At 37.5% G+C, this 18,241-nt stretch carries 20 protein-coding genes and 1 riboswitch; of the genes, 5 read left to right on the forward strand and 15 right to left on the reverse strand.

Annotated features, from left to right (window positions below; all coding sequences use genetic code 11):
- Nucleotides 1-19: 19 nt before the first annotated feature.
- On the forward strand, nucleotides 20-397 hold the full coding sequence (locus DTOX_RS13200) for a DUF3147 family protein (protein WP_015758183.1): 378 nt from the start codon (nucleotides 20-22) through the stop codon (nucleotides 395-397).
- Nucleotides 398-595: 198 nt separating this feature from the next.
- Here DTOX_RS13200 and DTOX_RS13205 read toward each other — a convergent pair whose 3' ends face one another.
- The 10 genes from DTOX_RS13205 to DTOX_RS13250 all read right to left on the reverse strand — a co-directional run bounded on the left by DTOX_RS13205 (nucleotide 596) and on the right by DTOX_RS13250 (nucleotide 7,711).
- Nucleotides 596-1,666: a GerAB/ArcD/ProY family transporter gene (locus DTOX_RS13205; RefSeq protein WP_015758184.1), complete on the reverse strand. Its 1,071-nt coding sequence runs from the start codon at nucleotides 1,664-1,666 to the stop codon at nucleotides 596-598.
- A gap of 303 nt (nucleotides 1,667-1,969) precedes the next feature.
- Nucleotides 1,970-2,344 carry an iron-sulfur cluster assembly scaffold protein gene (locus tag DTOX_RS13210; protein WP_015758185.1) on the reverse strand — a complete coding sequence of 125 codons (375 nt, stop codon included), beginning with the start codon at nucleotides 2,342-2,344 and terminating at the stop codon, nucleotides 1,970-1,972.
- 18 nt (nucleotides 2,345-2,362) lie between these two features.
- The gene (gene rd / locus DTOX_RS24865) at nucleotides 2,363-3,052 is read right to left on the reverse strand and encodes a rubredoxin (RefSeq protein ID WP_042315834.1); all 690 of its coding nucleotides are present in this window, start codon (nucleotides 3,050-3,052) and stop codon (nucleotides 2,363-2,365) included.
- 16 nt (nucleotides 3,053-3,068) lie between these two features.
- Nucleotides 3,069-3,443, reverse strand: a complete 375-nt coding sequence (locus DTOX_RS13220; RefSeq protein ID WP_015758187.1) for a desulfoferrodoxin — start codon at nucleotides 3,441-3,443, stop codon at nucleotides 3,069-3,071.
- Nucleotides 3,444-3,494: 51 nt separating this feature from the next.
- Nucleotides 3,495-3,842: a hypothetical protein gene (locus DTOX_RS13225; protein ID WP_015758188.1), complete on the reverse strand. Its 348-nt coding sequence runs from the start codon at nucleotides 3,840-3,842 to the stop codon at nucleotides 3,495-3,497.
- Nucleotides 3,843-3,951: 109 nt separating this feature from the next.
- On the reverse strand, nucleotides 3,952-4,524 hold the full coding sequence (rbr, locus tag DTOX_RS13230; protein WP_015758189.1) for a rubrerythrin: 573 nt from the start codon (nucleotides 4,522-4,524) through the stop codon (nucleotides 3,952-3,954).
- 506 nt (nucleotides 4,525-5,030) lie between these two features.
- Entirely contained in the window at nucleotides 5,031-5,588 is a 558-nt protein-coding gene (locus DTOX_RS13235; protein WP_015758190.1) for a spore coat protein, read from the reverse strand.
- A gap of 897 nt (nucleotides 5,589-6,485) precedes the next feature.
- Nucleotides 6,486-6,857, reverse strand: a complete 372-nt coding sequence (gene crcB / locus DTOX_RS13240) for a fluoride efflux transporter CrcB (RefSeq protein ID WP_015758193.1) — start codon at nucleotides 6,855-6,857, stop codon at nucleotides 6,486-6,488.
- Complete coding sequence (locus DTOX_RS13245) at nucleotides 6,844-7,263, reverse strand: fluoride efflux transporter FluC (protein WP_015758194.1); 420 nt, start codon at nucleotides 7,261-7,263, stop codon at nucleotides 6,844-6,846. Before DTOX_RS13245 ends, crcB begins: the two co-directional genes overlap by 14 nt.
- A gap of 19 nt (nucleotides 7,264-7,282) precedes the next feature.
- Nucleotides 7,283-7,711: a universal stress protein gene (locus DTOX_RS13250; protein WP_015758195.1), complete on the reverse strand. Its 429-nt coding sequence runs from the start codon at nucleotides 7,709-7,711 to the stop codon at nucleotides 7,283-7,285.
- 375 nt (nucleotides 7,712-8,086) lie between these two features.
- Nucleotides 8,087-8,144, reverse strand: a riboswitch (Fluoride riboswitch).
- A 382-nt stretch (nucleotides 8,145-8,526) separates the two neighbouring features.
- On the opposite strand from DTOX_RS13250, the gene DTOX_RS13255 reads away from it, so the two are divergent.
- The 4 genes from DTOX_RS13255 to DTOX_RS13270 all read left to right on the forward strand — a co-directional run bounded on the left by DTOX_RS13255 (nucleotide 8,527) and on the right by DTOX_RS13270 (nucleotide 11,920).
- Nucleotides 8,527-9,225 (forward strand): FG-GAP repeat domain-containing protein, encoded by a 699-nt coding sequence (locus DTOX_RS13255; RefSeq protein ID WP_015758196.1) that lies wholly within the window; start codon nucleotides 8,527-8,529, stop codon nucleotides 9,223-9,225.
- Between the two features lie 258 nt (nucleotides 9,226-9,483).
- Nucleotides 9,484-10,590, forward strand: coding sequence for a diguanylate cyclase (locus tag DTOX_RS13260; RefSeq protein ID WP_015758197.1), 1,107 nt, complete (start codon nucleotides 9,484-9,486; stop codon nucleotides 10,588-10,590).
- A 377-nt stretch (nucleotides 10,591-10,967) separates the two neighbouring features.
- A complete protein-coding gene (locus tag DTOX_RS13265) occupies nucleotides 10,968-11,408 on the forward strand; it encodes a hypothetical protein (RefSeq protein ID WP_015758198.1) in 441 nt (146 codons plus the stop codon).
- Nucleotides 11,409-11,518: 110 nt separating this feature from the next.
- On the forward strand, nucleotides 11,519-11,920 hold the full coding sequence (locus tag DTOX_RS13270; RefSeq protein ID WP_015758199.1) for a hypothetical protein: 402 nt from the start codon (nucleotides 11,519-11,521) through the stop codon (nucleotides 11,918-11,920).
- Nucleotides 11,921-12,179: 259 nt separating this feature from the next.
- Here the strand turns inward: DTOX_RS13270 and ppsA are convergent, their stop codons facing one another.
- From ppsA to DTOX_RS13295, 5 genes are all read right to left on the reverse strand, one after another.
- The gene (ppsA, locus tag DTOX_RS13275) at nucleotides 12,180-14,804 is read right to left on the reverse strand and encodes a phosphoenolpyruvate synthase (protein WP_015758200.1); all 2,625 of its coding nucleotides are present in this window, start codon (nucleotides 14,802-14,804) and stop codon (nucleotides 12,180-12,182) included.
- Between the two features lie 190 nt (nucleotides 14,805-14,994).
- Nucleotides 14,995-15,681, reverse strand: a complete 687-nt coding sequence (locus DTOX_RS13280) for a response regulator transcription factor (RefSeq protein WP_015758201.1) — start codon at nucleotides 15,679-15,681, stop codon at nucleotides 14,995-14,997.
- 18 nt (nucleotides 15,682-15,699) lie between these two features.
- Nucleotides 15,700-16,854, reverse strand: coding sequence for a sensor histidine kinase (locus tag DTOX_RS13285; protein WP_242652435.1), 1,155 nt, complete (start codon nucleotides 16,852-16,854; stop codon nucleotides 15,700-15,702).
- Nucleotides 16,855-16,976: 122 nt separating this feature from the next.
- Complete coding sequence (locus tag DTOX_RS13290; RefSeq protein WP_015758203.1) at nucleotides 16,977-17,264, reverse strand: DUF362 domain-containing protein; 288 nt, start codon at nucleotides 17,262-17,264, stop codon at nucleotides 16,977-16,979.
- A gap of 8 nt (nucleotides 17,265-17,272) precedes the next feature.
- Complete coding sequence (locus DTOX_RS13295; protein ID WP_015758204.1) at nucleotides 17,273-17,983, reverse strand: hypothetical protein; 711 nt, start codon at nucleotides 17,981-17,983, stop codon at nucleotides 17,273-17,275.
- Nucleotides 17,984-18,241: the final 258 nt, after the last annotated feature.

The following is an 18,241-nucleotide window of genomic DNA, read 5'->3' on the forward strand; positions in this document are numbered from 1 at the left end:
TTTAATAAAGGAGTTCTTTATGAGTCCCTATATAAAGGATTTAGTTCTACGCTTTTTCTTAGGCGGCAGCGCAGTAGCCGCTTGCTACATTGTTCTGCAACTACTCCCTTGGAAATCCTTTGCAGGTATTTTTGCAGCCTTCCCGGCTGTAATGGTAGCAGCTGTAATTATGGCAGGCATATCCGGAGGATCTCATTATGCCGCTGAAGTAGCTCTGGGCGCAACAGCCGGAATGCTTGGCTGTACAGTTTGCGTTTTAGTAGCAATTATAATTATGACCTATCTGCACATCTGGGCTGCCGCTTTGGTTATTTCCCTTTTAGCCTGGCTAATAAGTTCAATTATATTCATAAATTTGATGAAGAGGCACTTTTACAAAAGTAACTCTTCAGGTTAGGTGAGCTACCCCCGCTTATGTTCCACTAAGAAGCGTGGACTTCCATGGGAACTTCAACGAGCGTTTCCTAATTCATCAGCTACCGCCTACGCTACAAAGAGAATAGGTCTTACACGGCCTCCAGCAGGCATGATTTCGGGCGATCTCCGGCGAATATTTTAGTAGAACCGCTTTCCATTAACCGGAGACAAAGCACCATTATCCATGCTTTTTAAGCGCTATGGCTACAATAAGTAAAATAGGCACCAAAACTAGTTCTACAATTATAGCCACAGACGGAAAAGTATTTTGTATATAATGTAAGAGTTCTACATTATTTTGAAAATTCAGACCTAAGCCTAAAGAAATAATAGATGCCGGGTATATAAGTGGTTTATAAGTACTTAACCCCATAATATTGGATATGCCTAGACTGAAGGACCAAATCATCATAGCGGAAGCAATAATTCCTGAACCAATAGCTATAAGTAAAAAAATAATCTCTATTCTTATATTTAGCATTCTTGTTATTTGATAAATCGGTGCATAAGCTCTTTGTGCAAAATCTAAACCAAAAGCACCAATTGAGACGATAACAACAATACCAACAAAAATAGCTCCCAGACTAATAGCCTGAACCTTAGCAATAAAACCATTTTCAGGTTTGTTGCAGAGTGGAATGAACATGGTCATAATAATACAAATTCCATAAAAACATAACATAAAAAGCGAGCCTGACATTATAGGTTGAAGACCATGCTCCAACTGTGGTTTAAGCCTCTCAATATTTATATTGGGAATTGCGATTAATCCTATAAGTACTATTGAAAAAATATAAAAAGGACCAAGAAGCTCAGAAACCCTGGCAATAATTTCAATTCCATTCCGTGCAGCGTAAGAAGATATAATGAACATGATTGTCATTATAAATACAAACGGAGATCTTGGTAAAAGTATGCTTATAATTACCTGAGTCATAGCACTTTGCAAAAGTATACCAACCATTAAAAAAAATAAAACAAATATACTCCCGACTAATCTTCCCATATATTTGCCAAGAATAGTAATACTGTATTGAACAAGGTTCTGACCGGCAAATCGAATTCCCATATAAGCATAAACTGTTGCCAGAAAAACATCCAATAACCAACCACCTGTTACTGATAACCAGGCATCACGTTCTGTATAAGTAACCACCAGTGTGGGTGCCTGCAGGAAAGCAACCGAGGTAATAATTATAAAAAGCATCCAGATAAACTGGTTGGTACTAATAATTCCTTTTTCAAGCATGGCTTAACCCCATATCAATCATAAATTTTCTCTCAATTAATTTTATTCAACCCAATTTATTTCATTACAGTATTAGGCTTCTATTCTATTTATTATGTCAATACTAATTTCTTTACATTCATGCGGAAGCAATTGGATTCACTTGACCAGCTGCAAACAATATTAAGATGAAATAATACTATTTTTTAATTTGTAACCATTTTAAACTTAGTTTTTATTTAATTACATAAAAACGACCCGCGGATTAGAGCGGGTCGCTAATATTTCATTTATTTATTACTACAGAAAAAGCATTAAATGCGATTAACGCATTTGCCTTTTGAACACATAATCCCAGATTGCTTCTTTTAACGCACCTACTCCTAAATTAGAACAGTGTCCCTTATCCTCCGGGAGTCCTCCCAGAGCTTCCAGCACATCATCACTATGCATCATCATAGCATCATCTAAATGCTTGCCCATAGCTAATTCTGTCAGCATGCTGCTGCAGGCTATCGCTGCCGCACAACCAAAGACCTTTACTTTTATGTCTGCCAAACGGTTGTCTTTAACCTTAATGTATAACCTTAAATGGTCACCGCAAGCAGGGTCACCCTCAATACCAATACCATCAGCATCAACTATTTCACCTATATTACGAGGGTTTTGAAAATGATCCATTATTATGTCATTATACACTTAATTTCACCTTCAAATTTATACTTTACTGAATTTATCCTTACCGGCTCCGCAAACAGGACATACCCAATCTGCGGGAAGATCGTCAAATGCAGTACCGGCAGCAATCCCAGCGTCCGGATCACCTTCAATGGGGTCGTAAATATAGCCACATACATTACATTCATATTTATCGGTTTTGTTTACCTCTTCTATTACCGGTTCAGCCACACCGGCAGAAGTTGAAGAAATAATCCCCGACTTTAACTTATGATAATAATCATAAGTCATAGGAATACCTTCTCCAAATATCTCGGCACCAATTAACTCCCCGATAAAAATAGTATGAGTTCCGGCATCCACTTCTTGAAATACTCTGGCTTCCATATAAGATAAAGTAGTTTGTGTAATATATGGTATGCCGTTTTCAGTTATTTCATACTTTACACCGGCTAACTTATCAATATCACGTCCTGATTTAAAGCCAAAATGGCCAATCAAGGACAGTGGACTCTCCTGAGAAAGTACTGAAACTACAAATAATTTACTCTCACGTATAAATTCATTTGTAAGGTTGTTCTTATTAATACTGACAGCTATCGTATTCGGTGTACCGGAGATTTGAAAAACAGTATTTGCAATCTGCCCATTATACCGATCCGCAATTTTTGATGTAACAATGTACAAACCGTAACTGAGTTTAAAAAGCGCTCGTGTATCCACATACATCACCCCCTAGATCACTTTAAGCTTTCCAAAGACCGTGCAAATTACAATATGCTCTGGCTGTAATATTTTCACCTGTAACTTCAAATTCTGCCTCTGGAACATCACCGGGATTTAGAAATTGCATATATGCTTTACCATCGGCAATTACTTCAATCCACTCAATGTAATGCTTTACTTCCATAGGATGGGTTACACTGCCGACTTTAACGGTTACCTTGTTGCCTAAAATTTCAACAACCGGAACGTGTTTTTCTTTAGCCGCATCCTGTGTGTTCTCGGTTTTCAACTCCATATTCTGCTGGCAGCAAACTAATTGCCCTCTGCCGGTGTTTACAACCTCAACAATATTTCCACATACATTACACTTATAAATTTGCAATAATTTAGTCACAAGAAATACCTCCGGTTTTTTTATTATTAACACGTATATCGTTCTTAATCCTTAAAATGTTATTAAAGTAAATCCAGCTTTAATATATTTCTCAAGAGCAACATGACCTTTCATATCAGCCTCAAGAGGCAATCCCTGACTCTGTGCTGATTCGATACTGTTCATCTTTATGCAGCAAGCCCGGCACACAGCAGAAATTAAACTATCATTTTTAGCTTGCTCCCACATAGCATGAAAAGGATTTGTTTCTTCAGCCAGATCCTTAACCAACTTACAGGCAGAACCCTCAACTACTATTGTAACAGCATAACCTTTTTGCTTAAAATCGAACGCATTTAATAAAACATGCACAAAACACATAGGCTCGCCGTTAAAAGCAACAAGGCAGATTTTACTCAATTATAAACCTCCTCCATTAATACTCATTATAATATTAGAACTATTAGATAGTATTAAAATATAATAACCCGGATCAGAAATTAAATCTTACTATCTGTCTGATTAATTATTAGTAATTGTCAGCTTTTATTTCAAAAAAGCTTTTGGGATGGGCACAAGCAGGACAAGAATCCGGTGCTTCAGTACCTTCATGCAAATTGCCGCAATTCCGGCATTTCCATATTACCGCTTGTTCACGTTTAAACACTTTATCCTGCTCAATATTTGCCAGCAAGCTCAAAAATCTTTTCTCGTGATATGTCTCGGCCACCATAACTGCCCTAAAAACCGCGGCAATAATCGGAAAGCCTTCTTCTTCAGCAACTTTTGCAAATTCCGGATATAAATGCGAGTATTCGTGATTCTCACCTGAAGCTGCACTCCTTAAATTAGCAGCTGTATCAGAAATAATACCGGCAGGAAAAGCAGCAGTAATCTCTAAATCTCCACCCTCCAAAAACTTAAAAAATCGTTTGGCGTGTTCTTTTTCGTGTTCGGCTGTTTCCAGAAATATAGCTGAAATTTGCTCATAACCTTCCTTTTTGGCCTTAGCAGCAAAATATGTGTAGCGGTTCCTGGCCTGCGACTCACCTGCAAAAGCCATTAACAAATTTTTCTCAGTCTGAGTTCCCTTTATACTCATGACTATCCCCCCTCCGGTTAAATAGTTTTTTTGTTTTATTAGTATTGCTTATTAATTTAGTAAAGCAAGAAAGTCGCCTTAAGCGACTTTCGAGTAGCCACAGGCACTCGCGCTATCTGAAAATAAACTCAGAAGTACCATTTTCATTCTCCACAGTGCTGCACCGCAGCATGGGAATTTCGTTGGAAATTATACAATACTAACTTAACTTATCCACAAATCCATCATAAGCATAATTTCCTGATTTACTTAGGGTGTTAAAAATAAGTTCGCTATTAATTAGTTAAAATCCTGCTTAGTTTGTAATCATTTAAAATTATTTTTTAAAAAGCTTTCAGATTACTATTCTTAAGGAGCTTGTTGAAAGAATCTCCTTGCAAAACCACGACTAAACGGAAAAAGCGACTGTAAACCCAATATGTTAGGGTAGATCAGCCGCCTTTTGTCATTAAATCATTTTTTTCCACAGTGCCGTAAAAGTTGGATTTAGTATATTATATGCAAATTCAACTATATTGTGGAACATGGCCCGTATTGAAACTATTAATCATTGTTTGGGTAGTCATTTGCTTCATTGTCGGTACCTGGTAATAACCTCTCTGATTCATATAATACCAGATCTCAAAAGCCTGTTCACTGCAGTTAATGGCACCTTGCTGTAACATGCGTCTGATTGTAGGGTCTGCAAATTCTAAAGAAGCAGTCATTTTAAGCACTGCGGATGCTTTATGAGCCCCCAGCATTCCGCTGCTAACATCTCTGTCATCCATTTCATCTGCTGAAGTATTTGGAGTTAGGGGTGACGGATTCTTTAGTCCATATGAAGGAGTTATATTTTTTACCCTGCGATATGGAATAGCTTCACCTTTACTGTGGTGAATTACTGTTTGAACCATGTTGTTATATTCCTGATTCATAAAGCCAATCTGTTTATCCAAGATAGAACGCAATTGAGGATCCTGCACATGTGGTCTATAAAGCTGAAACTTATTAATCCCATCAACTAAACATGTTAAAACTTCATGCAATTGAACAGATTCATGTGCTCCCAATTCTGCAGCCATTTAATATCCCCCTTGATCAAATTTTGATAGTATTTTATCCCCGAGAATATTAAAAATACTATTAAAATTCATCCTGTTATGCCGGGCATCGCCAGTAAACCCAAATTAAATATCTAATACGAAGAATAAAATCTGCTAACCATCTGGCTAAAATAGCGGCAGTTTTCGATTAAGTCTTTACCATGGCGGAATAAAAAAACAACTATACAAAGAAAATCACCCGTTTATAATTTCGGGTGATTTTCTTGCAGTTATTTGTATTAATTTTAACTGTTGTTCAAGATTGACTTGGCGGCTGACATTTTATGGTTGATTATGTAGTGCTGACATTGCTTGTGCAATATAAATTTGCACTTTATTATACAATAACTTATCCACATCTTTATTATAAGCATAATTTCCTAGAGCATAAAATATAGGTTAAGGAATTGAATAAGTTAATTATAAAATTTAAATGTGTTTTATAGGTGTTTATTATATGAATAATTGAAGAATTATTATTTAAAAACACATATTTTTTAAGTTCCAGTAAAACATAACGTAATAACCCCAAAAAGGACTGATACATATATTCTCTAATGAGTTTTTAAGCGTTATTTTTGGCCTCTTATTAATTTTTATTGGCTTATTAAATACATTTCTCTTTCAAAAATATTATTTCAGAAAGGTAGGAAACAAGGCAAGTAATATTATCAATAAAAATTCTATAAAAAATGACTAACCGCTAAATACATAGACATTATTTCAATAGGCGATTAGTTTATTCTTTTCCCTGAGCTGTGCCAGTTTTATAATTGCATTGATTCCAACCAATAGTTTTTGATTCAAAGTCCCAAATTCGTTCATCCGCAATCTTCCTGCCATAATAATATAAAAAACAAATGGTTAATAGATCTGTTATATATTTTGCGATGCAAACCAGGCAAGAATAAAACCTATAAGAAAACTTAAGACGATGTATAGAGAGGCAATAAAGATCTTTTTATTTTCTACCAGCTGCAGGACTTCAAACTCAAAAGTTGAAAACGTTGTAAAAGCACCCATAAAACCTATACCTATCCCGTATTTCAAGTCAGCTTGTAAAATCTTGCTGGCTACTGGGTGCATGACTACAAGTCCTAACAAAAAACTCCCCAATATATTAATTAAAAATGTAGCTATAGGATAACTTTTTTTCCAATATTTATTTATTATTTTACTTAATAAATATCTGCTGTTAGCGCCCAAAAAGCCGCCAATTCCAACCAACAGAGCATCATTCACATACATCAGCCCCTTCTGTGCTCTCCGTTTCTCTCTTTAGATTGGCTATTAATACCTTTCCAGTTAATCTGCCTATAAAAGCTAAAATAAAACCAAATACAAAACTGGAACAAATATATAGTAAACTATTAACCGGAGAATACTGAGCTATTTTTACTGCCTCGACACTCAGAGAAGAAAATGTTGTAAAAGCTCCGACAAAACCTGTTGATACAGCCAGTACAAGATAAGACGTGCTTTGTATATATTCCAATATCACAGTTAAAAAAAAGACAAGTATAAAGCTTCCTATCATATTAACTGCAAATGTCCCGAAGGGAAACCAGCTGTTTGAATTTAAAGGAACAGTAAAATAATATCTTGCGAGTGCACCTATGGTACCACCGACACCTACACTTAATATACTTTTCATTTTTGCTCTCCCATTAAATTTATTTTACTACTGTTACTGAGCAATGTGAATTTTCCAGAACCTTCTTGCAAACACTCCCCATCAGAAGCTTTCTTATTTTTCCCCAGCCCCTTGATCCCATGATAATATGATTAAACCCTTCTTCAATAGCATATTTAACTATTTCTTTAGCAGGATTGCCATCTAAGACACTTAAACTAAAAGGGATATTGTTAGTATCAGTTTTTTTTAAAAATATAGAGTTAATTTTTTCCGCTTTTTCTTTTTCAGATTTATAAAACATTTCTGGATTAACACCTAAAAAAAATGCCTCTTCCTCAGTAAAGGTAAAAACTGTTATTACCTCTATAATAACGTCCGGTAAATAATAAGCCATATTAAAACCAAAATTCGCCGCGTTCACGGAACCATCAGAGCCGTCAAAAGCAACTAATATTTTATAACTCATAATTCTCCCCCTTATTATTATTTGATTTCATTCAAAACTACAGCCTTTCTAAAACAACTAAAAAACCGGTAATTGCCCCGAAATAAAAAGTGTACTGAGGCCCCATGTACTTCCACAAAAAACCTGCTATAAAAGACGAAGATAACACGCCGCCCCCTACCGGCATCGCACGCAACCCCGTTATGGTGACATTACGGTGGCGCTATTCTGAGCAGGCACAGAATCAGCAACCAGCGCCAAATATGTCTATCATACTCTAAAAGCAAACTCCAAAAATCACTTTGTTATTATTATACTATTCACCTTAAATTCCATGAAAAATCGCCCTGGTTATCATTTTTATAAAAAAACAATAAGACTCCTACCTGAACATTTGTCCTGGTAGGAGCCATCAGCTTAACAGCATTAGGCGAGCTCCATCGCCATACATTTTTTTTATTATAGCATAAAACAAGTTATATTCAGCAATTAAATTTTAGGGTTTTAACAAAAAGTTTATTTTAGAGCAAAAAAACGCAATTATAACCCCACCAATACTTACCTGGATTACCAAATCAACCAAAATCCATTTCGATGCATCGATATCCCATTTGGGGAAGATGATTAAATTGATATTCAAATATTTTGAGATTTACTGGCCAGCCATGTAAAAACAGAATCGGTTTACCGCTTTGCAACATATCTTCAAAATCATTTTATTCATATGGTAATATAAATCCATAATTTGATAATTTATAGGTTTGAAGTATTCACTATTTCCAGTTATAAATAATATAGTGTTATAAATTCGTATCTCTAATATGGAGTGATAAAAAATGATGATAACATTTGATTACAAACAAGGAGACGTAAACGGTGATAAAATTCCTGATATAATTTATTTAACTGGCAACAAGACACCTGATAGTCCCTTTGTTCAAGACATCACGTTAGTTATAATTGACGGCAAAAACGACAATGTTTATAAAATACCTCTTGAAACCAATGCGGGCTATAACCCAACACTTTTTTTAGGTGATTTTACCGGAGATGATACTCTTGACATTTTAGTAAGTATGGATTCAGGGGGTAGTGGAGGTGTACAATATCACTACGTATATTCGTTTTTAAATAATAAACCGAAAATACTATTTAATTATAATGATTTTAACAGAACATACAAGTACAAAGTAATTTACAGAGACTATTATAAGGTCGACATAATAAGCATAACCTTAAATACAATATATACAATAGATATAAAATATAAAGGTCAGGATTATTTATCAGAAATATATTATGAAAACGGTAAGCTTAAAAAACCTATAGAAGGATGGGTAAATCCTCTAAGCAGCCTGTGGCCTATTGATATTGAAAGGAATGGAACTTATGAATTATATGCTGTGCAACGTATTGCAGGCAGATATAATGCGGATGCTTTAGGTTATGTTGAGACAATATTACAATGGAATGGTTTTAAATTTATTCCCTTTCAACAATATGTCGCGATATTTGGCAAAGAAATATCAAAATAAGTCAATAATATATTGACAAAGCAAAGGAGGCGAATAAATCAGCCTCCCTGAATTTTTTATCAACAATCCGGTTAACAAACAAATTTTTAAGCAAGAAAGTGGCTTAAAGCTACTTTCTTGCAGCCAAAATAATAAAACATTCTGCTTTACTCGGTGGAATTAAAACAACATTTGCTTTTTGAATGGATATAAAGTAGTTTACTGTTAAAATTATCAATGTTATAATATTATGTAAAAATATACCAATTGAGGTTAATCATGTTTAGACAATTATTTGTTAACTTTACAATTATTATATCAGCAATAAGCATAACTGCCCATATGTTTAGAGAAAAGGAACTGGTTCATTCATCTCCAATTAGTAGCCGAATTATTTTTGGAATATGTTCAGGAGTATTAGGAATTATATTGATGATCTTTAGTATTCAAGTTTTACCTAATATTATTGTTGATTTCCGAAATGTCGCTGCTATATGGTCAGCTATTTATGGTGGGCCTGTATCGGCTATAATAACTTGTATGATAATAGGAAGCTTTAGAGTTCTATACTTCGGTCTAACAGATTCCTCCATAGCAGCATTAATTAATATTAGTTTTATGGCAATTGGATTCAGTTTTATATGTAGACAGTCTTTCAGTATGCGGAAAAAGTATGCAATATGTGTAATCTATGCTATATTTATTAGCTCTATCGCATTTTATCTAGTATTAACGAATAATAACGTGTTAGTAAAGGTTCTGCTTTATTTCTCTATTGGAACTATAATAGTAACTTATTTTATGTATTATCTTACTGAGTTTCATATAAAATTAAATTCCTTATACAGGAAATTTAGGTCTGAGGCAAAACAAGACTTTTTAACCGGTTTAAATAATGTACGTGGTTTTGACGAGGAAATTAACTTCTTAATGAATAATAGTAAACAAACAAGTCATGTAGTATCTCTATTGTTTATAGATATTGATTTCTTTAAAAAAATAAATGATACTTATGGTCATATAGCAGGTGATGCTATTTTAATAGAACTAGCCGATCTACTGCCAAAACTGTGTAGCTACAAAGATACAGTTTCTCGAAACGGTGGTGAAGAATTTTCTATAATTCTCCGTGATTGCCCTCTAAGTAAGGCTATCGAAGTTGCTGAACGTATAAGGAGTATCATAGAAAAGTATCCATTTAAGTTATTAAATAACAACATTATTAATATTACAGTTTCTATTGGTGTAGCTAATTATCCTGATACTATAGATGAAATAAATAAACTCATAGAAAAGGCCGATACCTCACTATACAAAGCTAAGAGGACAGGTAGAAATAAGGTTTCAATAATTCAGGATGATGAAGGTTTATGCCCTAATACTTAGTTTGTATTGGTTTAGTACTTTTTCCTGTCATACAAGTAATCATCGAGTATCACGAAGTCATCAGGTGCTAACGGAATTGTCACTAAAAAAAGGGGTGTATAAACCTTATGCCACACACCATGAGCAACTTTAAGATAATATTGCGTGTTTACAAGCTTTACAAATACAGAGTTAAATATAAGGAGCGCTAAGTTAGCGCTCCTTATATTTAACTCTGTATTTGTCCCAGATCATGTTTCCGGGCTAAATATGTTTTCCGTTTAATTTCTGCCTCTCATCTTAAGTGAAAAAGGATTAGAAGTATAAATGTTTTCTTAAATAAAACAATTATATTTTATATGCTGTTGGTAAAGCCTAATTAAACGGGGTGACATATCATGCCTTGGGTTATTATTTTTATAATGTCTTGGCTTCTGTTCTTTATCTTTATAGATTACAGCAGGTTAAAGGATAACATTGCGGGTGGGGTTCTGTCTATCGGATTAGCTACTATTGTTGACAGTGGAGCACAACACCTGCAGCTATATAAATTCTGCAACTTAATTATTCCCTGGATAGGTTTGCCCGCTCCTTACATATTTGGTCCAATATTTACCATGGGCATCCTTTTTATACAGTTTGTTCCATGCAATAAATGGCTGCAGTTTTTACATATCTTAATATTTGCCCTTATTTTTGCTGCAGTAGATTATTTAACTGTGCTGGTCCAAGTAGCTAAATACTTTCATTGGCACTGGCTGGCCAGTTTCTTTTTTAACACAGTAACCTTTGCTGGCTTAACCTGGGTAACAATAAAATTCATTTGGGAAAAAGAATAAATAAACTATTTAATATAAATTATGGTATATTTATTAAGTGTTACTTTTTAATTAACTATCACAAATTATAGATAGCGGCATCTATTAAATTAGGGGTGGAGGTAAAATTATTGAGTATGCAAATAACCCTATTCACTCTGGGACTTTGGTTTCTCTTTGCTTTTTTGGCTATTTTAAACGGAGTAGTTAGAGAAAAACTTATTAAGCCTTATACCAGTGAACAGACGGGACATATAACTAGCACAATTATTTTAATTATCCTAATCATTATTACAACAAATTATTTTTTAGCTAAAATATCTATAAATTCTGATTCCACATTATTAATAATCGGCTTTACCTGGGTAATTCTTACTATAGCTTTTGAATTTTTATTTGGACATTACGTGGCCAAACACTCCTGGGAAAAGCTATTGGCTGATTACAATATTTTTAAAGGCAGGTTGTGGAGCCTCATACTAATAACTGAATTGTTAACACCTATAGTCAGCAAATACCTATTGTATGGTTAATGGCAGTGTTGCAACCGAAAGAAAAGTTAATAAAATTCATGATAAAATTAAAAAGATATTCATTAATACGTTTATGCAACAAGCATGTTAATATGATAACAACACTGTTAACACGCTTTCCTCTAACAGTGCTGTTATCGCTGTCTTGTTGGTTTTTAAATAGTATCCTCTTTCTGTGAACGTTTAAGAAGTAAATATTTAAAAATATCTTTTATCAACTTATCTTTTTAGCTGCTATTTATCCGGGAATAGGAGGCAATCACAGCTTTTCTACATATCCTTCTGTCCCGTTCACCCGGATCCTCTGCCCGTCTTTGATCAGCTTCGTGGCGTTTTCCACGCTTACGACTGCGGGAAGGCCATATTCGCGCGCAATGACAGCACCATGGGTCATAAGCCCGCCTACTTCCGTCACCAAACCTTTGACAGATACAAACAGCGGTGTCCAACTGGGGTCAGTGAATGTGGTGACTAAAATATCACCATCCTCTATGATGGCATCCGCCATTTTTAAAACGACCCGTGCGCGTCCCTCAATGATGCCTGTTGAAACAGGTATACCCGGTAAGGCACCCTGCGGGATATTGCCGGTGTTGTATTCGCCGGATATGACCTCGCCCTCAGACGTCATCACCCGAGGTGGCGTCAGTTTTTCATATACCTCGTACTCCTCTTTTCTCTTAGTTATGACGCTGTAATCCAATCTGTTTGTGCGAGCAACCTCCCGGAGTTCCTCAAAGGATAGATAGTAAATATCCTCCTTCTCCCGGATAACACCCTTTTGCACGAGCTTGACTGCCTCCTTCAGCAGTGCCTGCTTATAAATATAGTAACGTTGGATAAAGGCATACTTGGGATATTCCCGGTAACCGATGAAATTGCGCAAAACGCTGATGACCTTCTTTGTCTTTTGGGCCTTTTGCTGTCCACCTGGTAATTGCTCCAATCGGCTCAAGAGATCCTGTTCCTTCTGTTCTGCTTCCAGCCTCCCATGATCAAATTTAACGCCGCGCGCATTCGGTTGAAAATTTTTAATGTTGCTGAGGATCATGGGGATGAGTGCAGTTGGCTGTTCGCTCCAACGCGGTCTGGTGATATCGATCTCACCGGAACAACGCATACCGTATTTTTCCAAAAACGACTGTAGGGATTCACTGACAGCATTACCGCCTTCCAATTTGGACAAATCCACAAAAAAGGTCTCATCACTGGCATGATGAAAATAATCTATCACCGCTGGGTATTGCCGGACGACATCCGATACATCCAACAACGCAAGCCCCATTTCGGATGTAACATTGTTAGCTACCGATTGGGAAAGTGTGTCAGCTACGTTCTTTTCGCCCAGCCACTTTTCCATTTTCTTATTAATCCAATTTGCTGCCAACACCCCAACAATAATCGCTCCCATACCTCGTGGATTATACATGATTTCTTTTAATTGTTTATGGTCCTCTACAATAAAGGCAAACAGTTCATCTCCAGATACGTTGGCGATCCTTTGCTGAAGATCTCTTACAGACGCTTCGTTGTGGGATATTAGGTTTTGTATCAGCGTCACGTCATTTTTGCGATAGATTTTGATAGCCTGAATAGGAAGTGCCCAGGATAGTCCCTCTGTTCCCATTCTGATGTATCTTTTTCCGCGTGGCAATGATTTCACAAAAGCTTTTCGCTTCATTAAGTTCAAGATAGCATTGTGCATTAGAGGATCAGCTTTGCCCCAAGTTCTGAGTATTATCTCCCGTCCAATCGGGGAAGCCAGATCATGTGTCAAATCAAAGAACAGCCTTCCTCCGGCTTTGCGCAGTGGAACCTCATCAGATAATAATTGAAAGAAGGATATGCCCAATGGTTTAATGGCGTCTGTCATCATCTGCTGGTGGCCTATTGACGTATAGATATGGTTCTGCCCATCGTTAAGGTCCGGTACAGGGTATAAAGTAGTAATAGGACGACTTTGCACTACATAGAAAGTATCTTCATAAAGACACCATTCAATATCCTGGGGGAAACCAAAAAATGCTTCAATCTTCCTCCCCATGCCCTCAAGCCGTAAAATCTGCTCGTCTGTTAGCGTCTGTATGTTTTGCTGCTCGGGTTCAATCTCCCGTTCCTCCGTCCCGCCTTCTTTCAATGCATAGACAGCCAATTTCTTGGTGGATATTGTCTTATTACATATTCTTCCGTCCCGCACCTTATAGATATCAGCATTCACCAGGCCGGAGACAAGAGCCTCACCAAGCCCGAGGCTGGCGTCGATGGAAATCACTTTCCTGTTGGAGATGACAGGATCTGCCGTAAACATAATCCCTGAAGCCCGAGGGAAAAGCATCCGCTGGATGACAACTGAAAGAAAGACCTTGCGGTGGTCGAAACCGTTTTGCATGCGGTAGATCACCGCCCGGTCTGTGAACAAAGAAGCCCAGCACTTGCGGATATGCTTTAAAATCGCATCCCTTCCCTTAATATTCAAGTAAGTATCCTGCTGGCCCGCAAAAGATGCCAGCGGCAAATCCTCTGCCGTGGCACTGGAACGCACGGCATAAGCATACTCCTCGCCAAATTTTAAGAGATAGCGAATGATTTCTTCCTCAATGTTCCCGGCAATCCCTATCTCTTCGATAAATCCACGGATTTTCCCACTGATTTCACCGATCCTTTTCCTATCGTCCACCCTTAGAGTTGATAATTGATCTACCAATGCGTTATACTCCTTGTTGTGGCTAATCGTACTTTTATAAGCCCCGGTGGTAACACAAAAGCCCTCCGGCACCCGTATTCCTTCAATCCTTGATAGTTCCCCCAAGTTTAAGCCTTTGCCCCCGACGACCATGAGCTTTGTTTTATCGATTTCCCGGAAACTGAGTACATATGAATTCATACGGGTCTCCTTCCCTAACGTTTCATAAATTTAGACTTACTAATTTATGCTCTAACAATTCCTTCCTTAATTATGTTAATAATATCGTTAAATTTTTTAAGAAATATACCCTTGTTTCCAATGCTGCCTTGTTTTTAAATATTTATACCAATAAGCCGACTTTCTAATCGATAGCGGACAAACAATAACGTTACTTATTAAAGCGGTAGCCCGTCCCCCAGAGAGTTTCGATAAACTCTGGGTTAGACGGATCCTTTTCTATCTTTTTCCTTATTTTTTGGATATGTACAGCCACGGTTGCCGTATCCCCAAAGTAATCATCGCCCCATATGCTTACAAGAATATGCTCTTTTGAAAAAACAATGCCAGGGTTGGAGGCAAGAAACAACAACAATTCATATTCCCTGGTGGTCATCTGAACTTGCTGGCCATTGAGGTACACCCTGTGAGATGCCGTATTGATTTCCAACCCCCTGTGAATGATAACTTCAGAGGGAACATGGTTGCCCTTAAGCCGCTCATATCTTCTGATATGGGACTTGATCCTGGCCACCAGTTCGCCTGGGCTGAAGGGTTTGGTCAGATAATCGTCGGCTCCATACTCCAGTCCCCTGATTTTGTTCACGTCCTCATCTTTGGCCGAAACCACCACTACAGGAACATCTAGTTTTTCCCTTATTTCTCTGATGATTTCATAGCCGTCCTTGCCGGGCAACATCAGATCCACAATAATGACGTCATAATTGCCCGGGAGAGCCTTTTTCAGTCCCTGAACCCCATCCTGGACGATATCGGCCTTAAACCCGTTCAACTGAAGATAGTCCCTCTCCAGTTCGGCAATATGAAGATCGTCTTCAATAATCAAGATGCGTTTCATGAATAAACCCCTCCCGACTCATACGGTTAACGGCAGAGTTATTGTAAAGCACGTGCCTTTACCTTCCTCGCTAAAAGCCGCGATACTTCCACCGTGGGCTTGCAGCAGCTCCCTAGCGATGGCCAATCCAAGGCCGGTACTCATCAAATCCTTGGTGCGTTCTTTATCGACACGGTAAAACCTGTCAAAAATATGAGGCAGTTTATCTGCGGGAATTCCCGGTCCGTTGTCTATGAGTTTTATACAAACCAAATCACCTTGCTTTGATAGCTCGGCTTTTATTATCAATCCCTTATCAGGTCCGTATTTTAAAGCGTTGCCCACGATGTTTCTCAGTGCCTGGTGCATTCTTTTCCGATCCAAGAGTATCGGCAAATCCTGCTCCATTTTATCGGTGTAAAAAAACTGAACCTGTCTTTCTTCCAGTTCAAGACCGAGTTCTTCCGTCAGGTCACTCATAAATGCCCGTACCTGCACCTTTTCAAACTGAAAATTCAACTTCTGAAGATCAAGTTTTGAAAACAGGAAAAGATCGTCTATCAATTTGTTAACATAAATAATATTGTAATGGATGATTTGCAGGTACTTGTTTTTAATTTCCAGCGCTATGCCTTCTCCGTCCAGGATAGCTTCAATATATCCCTGAATGGAGGTAATGGGTGTCTTTAAGTCATGGGATATATTAGCAATAAGGGCTTTCCGGTTTTCTTCGTATTCGGACTTTATTTTTTCGCTTTCTTCCAATTTATGTGCCATTTCGTTAAAAGAAGCCACCAGGATTCCGATCTCATTTCTCATCTCACACTCAACTTTTATACCATAATTGCCCCTGGCGATCTCTTCCACACCTTTTTTCAACGCTTCGATGGGCCGGAAAATTCTTTTTTCCAGATGCAGGAGAAATAGCACCTGTACGATTTCTTTAGCAACGAGCAGCGCCGCAATAAAGATGACAATGGCTTTTATCCCCTCCAGCTTAAACAGCAAAAACAAAATCAGGAGGTTAAACAGCAACGCAAAGGGACGAAAGAAGTGTAAGGATCTGTGCATCCGGTGAAATTCCCGGTGATACATCCTGTGCTGCTCTAATCTCTCAAAAAAATCATCACAGTCTCCATGTCCGCGGCGGTTTTTGAATTCATGAAAGAAATTTCTTGTTTCTTCTTTTTTCACCACATCCGTCTCCTGACACCTCTATTTCTTAACTGTCTATCATTATATCATTAGAACACGTGGCAACGGCACAAATCATCATTTTTTATAATATACCAACCGGGGTATGAGAAAGACCGGTGCTAGACCGGTCTTTCCTTTGCTGAACCGCCGGGCCGTTTCAAAACTATGATAGCCCCTTCCGGGCACGCTTTTGCACAGGCTCCGCAACCAATGCAATTTCCCGGGTTCAAAATGTAGATGTGCCTATGAAAAAGGAAACGAATCTTACCGATAACTCCCCTGGGACAAATCGAAACACACTTCCAGCAAGCTTTGCATAACCGGGTGTTAACCGCCATATAATCAGTAGCGTTATGCCTAAAACCATTGAGACAGCCAGGAAAACGATAATAGAAATGCCTTCTCATAGTCCCGCTTACCAGGTAAGATTCAGTTCCGCCTGCAAAATAAGGGGGTGCAAAACACCGGACTCATCTTTTAGTTTGCCTTCAACATTAAACAGGAACTTTTCCACTTCATTGTTCTTATTTATGCGTATTGACAGCCGGGCGTTTCCGATTTCCAAGCCGGAAAATTCTTTTAACCTCCCATTAAAGCAATGGGCATGATGCATTCTGTGTTGCTGCAGTTTTTCCTGGAGAAGTGTTTTCATATCTCCTGGCAAGTCTTCAAAACCCAGTGATAGCAGCGTACTTTTGTCTTCCTGTGCCTCCATTTTCATGCTGTTTAACATACTGGCCAACAATGCCAGTTTACTGAGCTTTCCCTTTATCCCGCAGCACCTCATGCCATCCGGGCGGACATGGTGGGGGTGAGGATGATGCTCATGATGGTCATGCCACTGGTGAAAAAAACCGCGGTGCATAAAGCCGTGCCCGTCACAACCGAGGAAACCTGTCATGTCAAACTCAGTGTTGCTTTCATGCTTAACTTTCTTTCCTGCACAATCGGTTTCAAAGGAAACCTTGGCCTTCATCTGCCCTTTCGCCAGGTTTTTTTCAAAGTCATTGTTCATATCAAAGATCTTAATCTGGTCCTTGCTGCCTTCCACTTTGAAGTTCCCTATAAAAGATTCCTTGCCTTTCATAGTCATAATTACATCATAAAGAAGCTTCATCTTACCCATTTATATGACCTCCTTGTTTTTGATGAGGTCATTATAAAATAACAGTTTAAACTAGTTATAATAAGTTTATAAAAATTTTATAAAAAATAATAAAACCTTTTTAAATTTTTTCGCTATGTTTATATCTTTATACGCGAAAATTGGTAACTAATAAAACTCTCCAAATAAGATTAAGATCTTTAACGATGTATATTCATCGTCATCTTAACTTCATGTAAAACCAACAAAAAGAACCATAACCCTTTGGTCATGGTTCTT

Source organism: Desulfofarcimen acetoxidans DSM 771, assembly GCF_000024205.1.
GTDB lineage: Bacteria > Bacillota > Desulfotomaculia > Desulfotomaculales > Desulfofarciminaceae > Desulfofarcimen > Desulfofarcimen acetoxidans.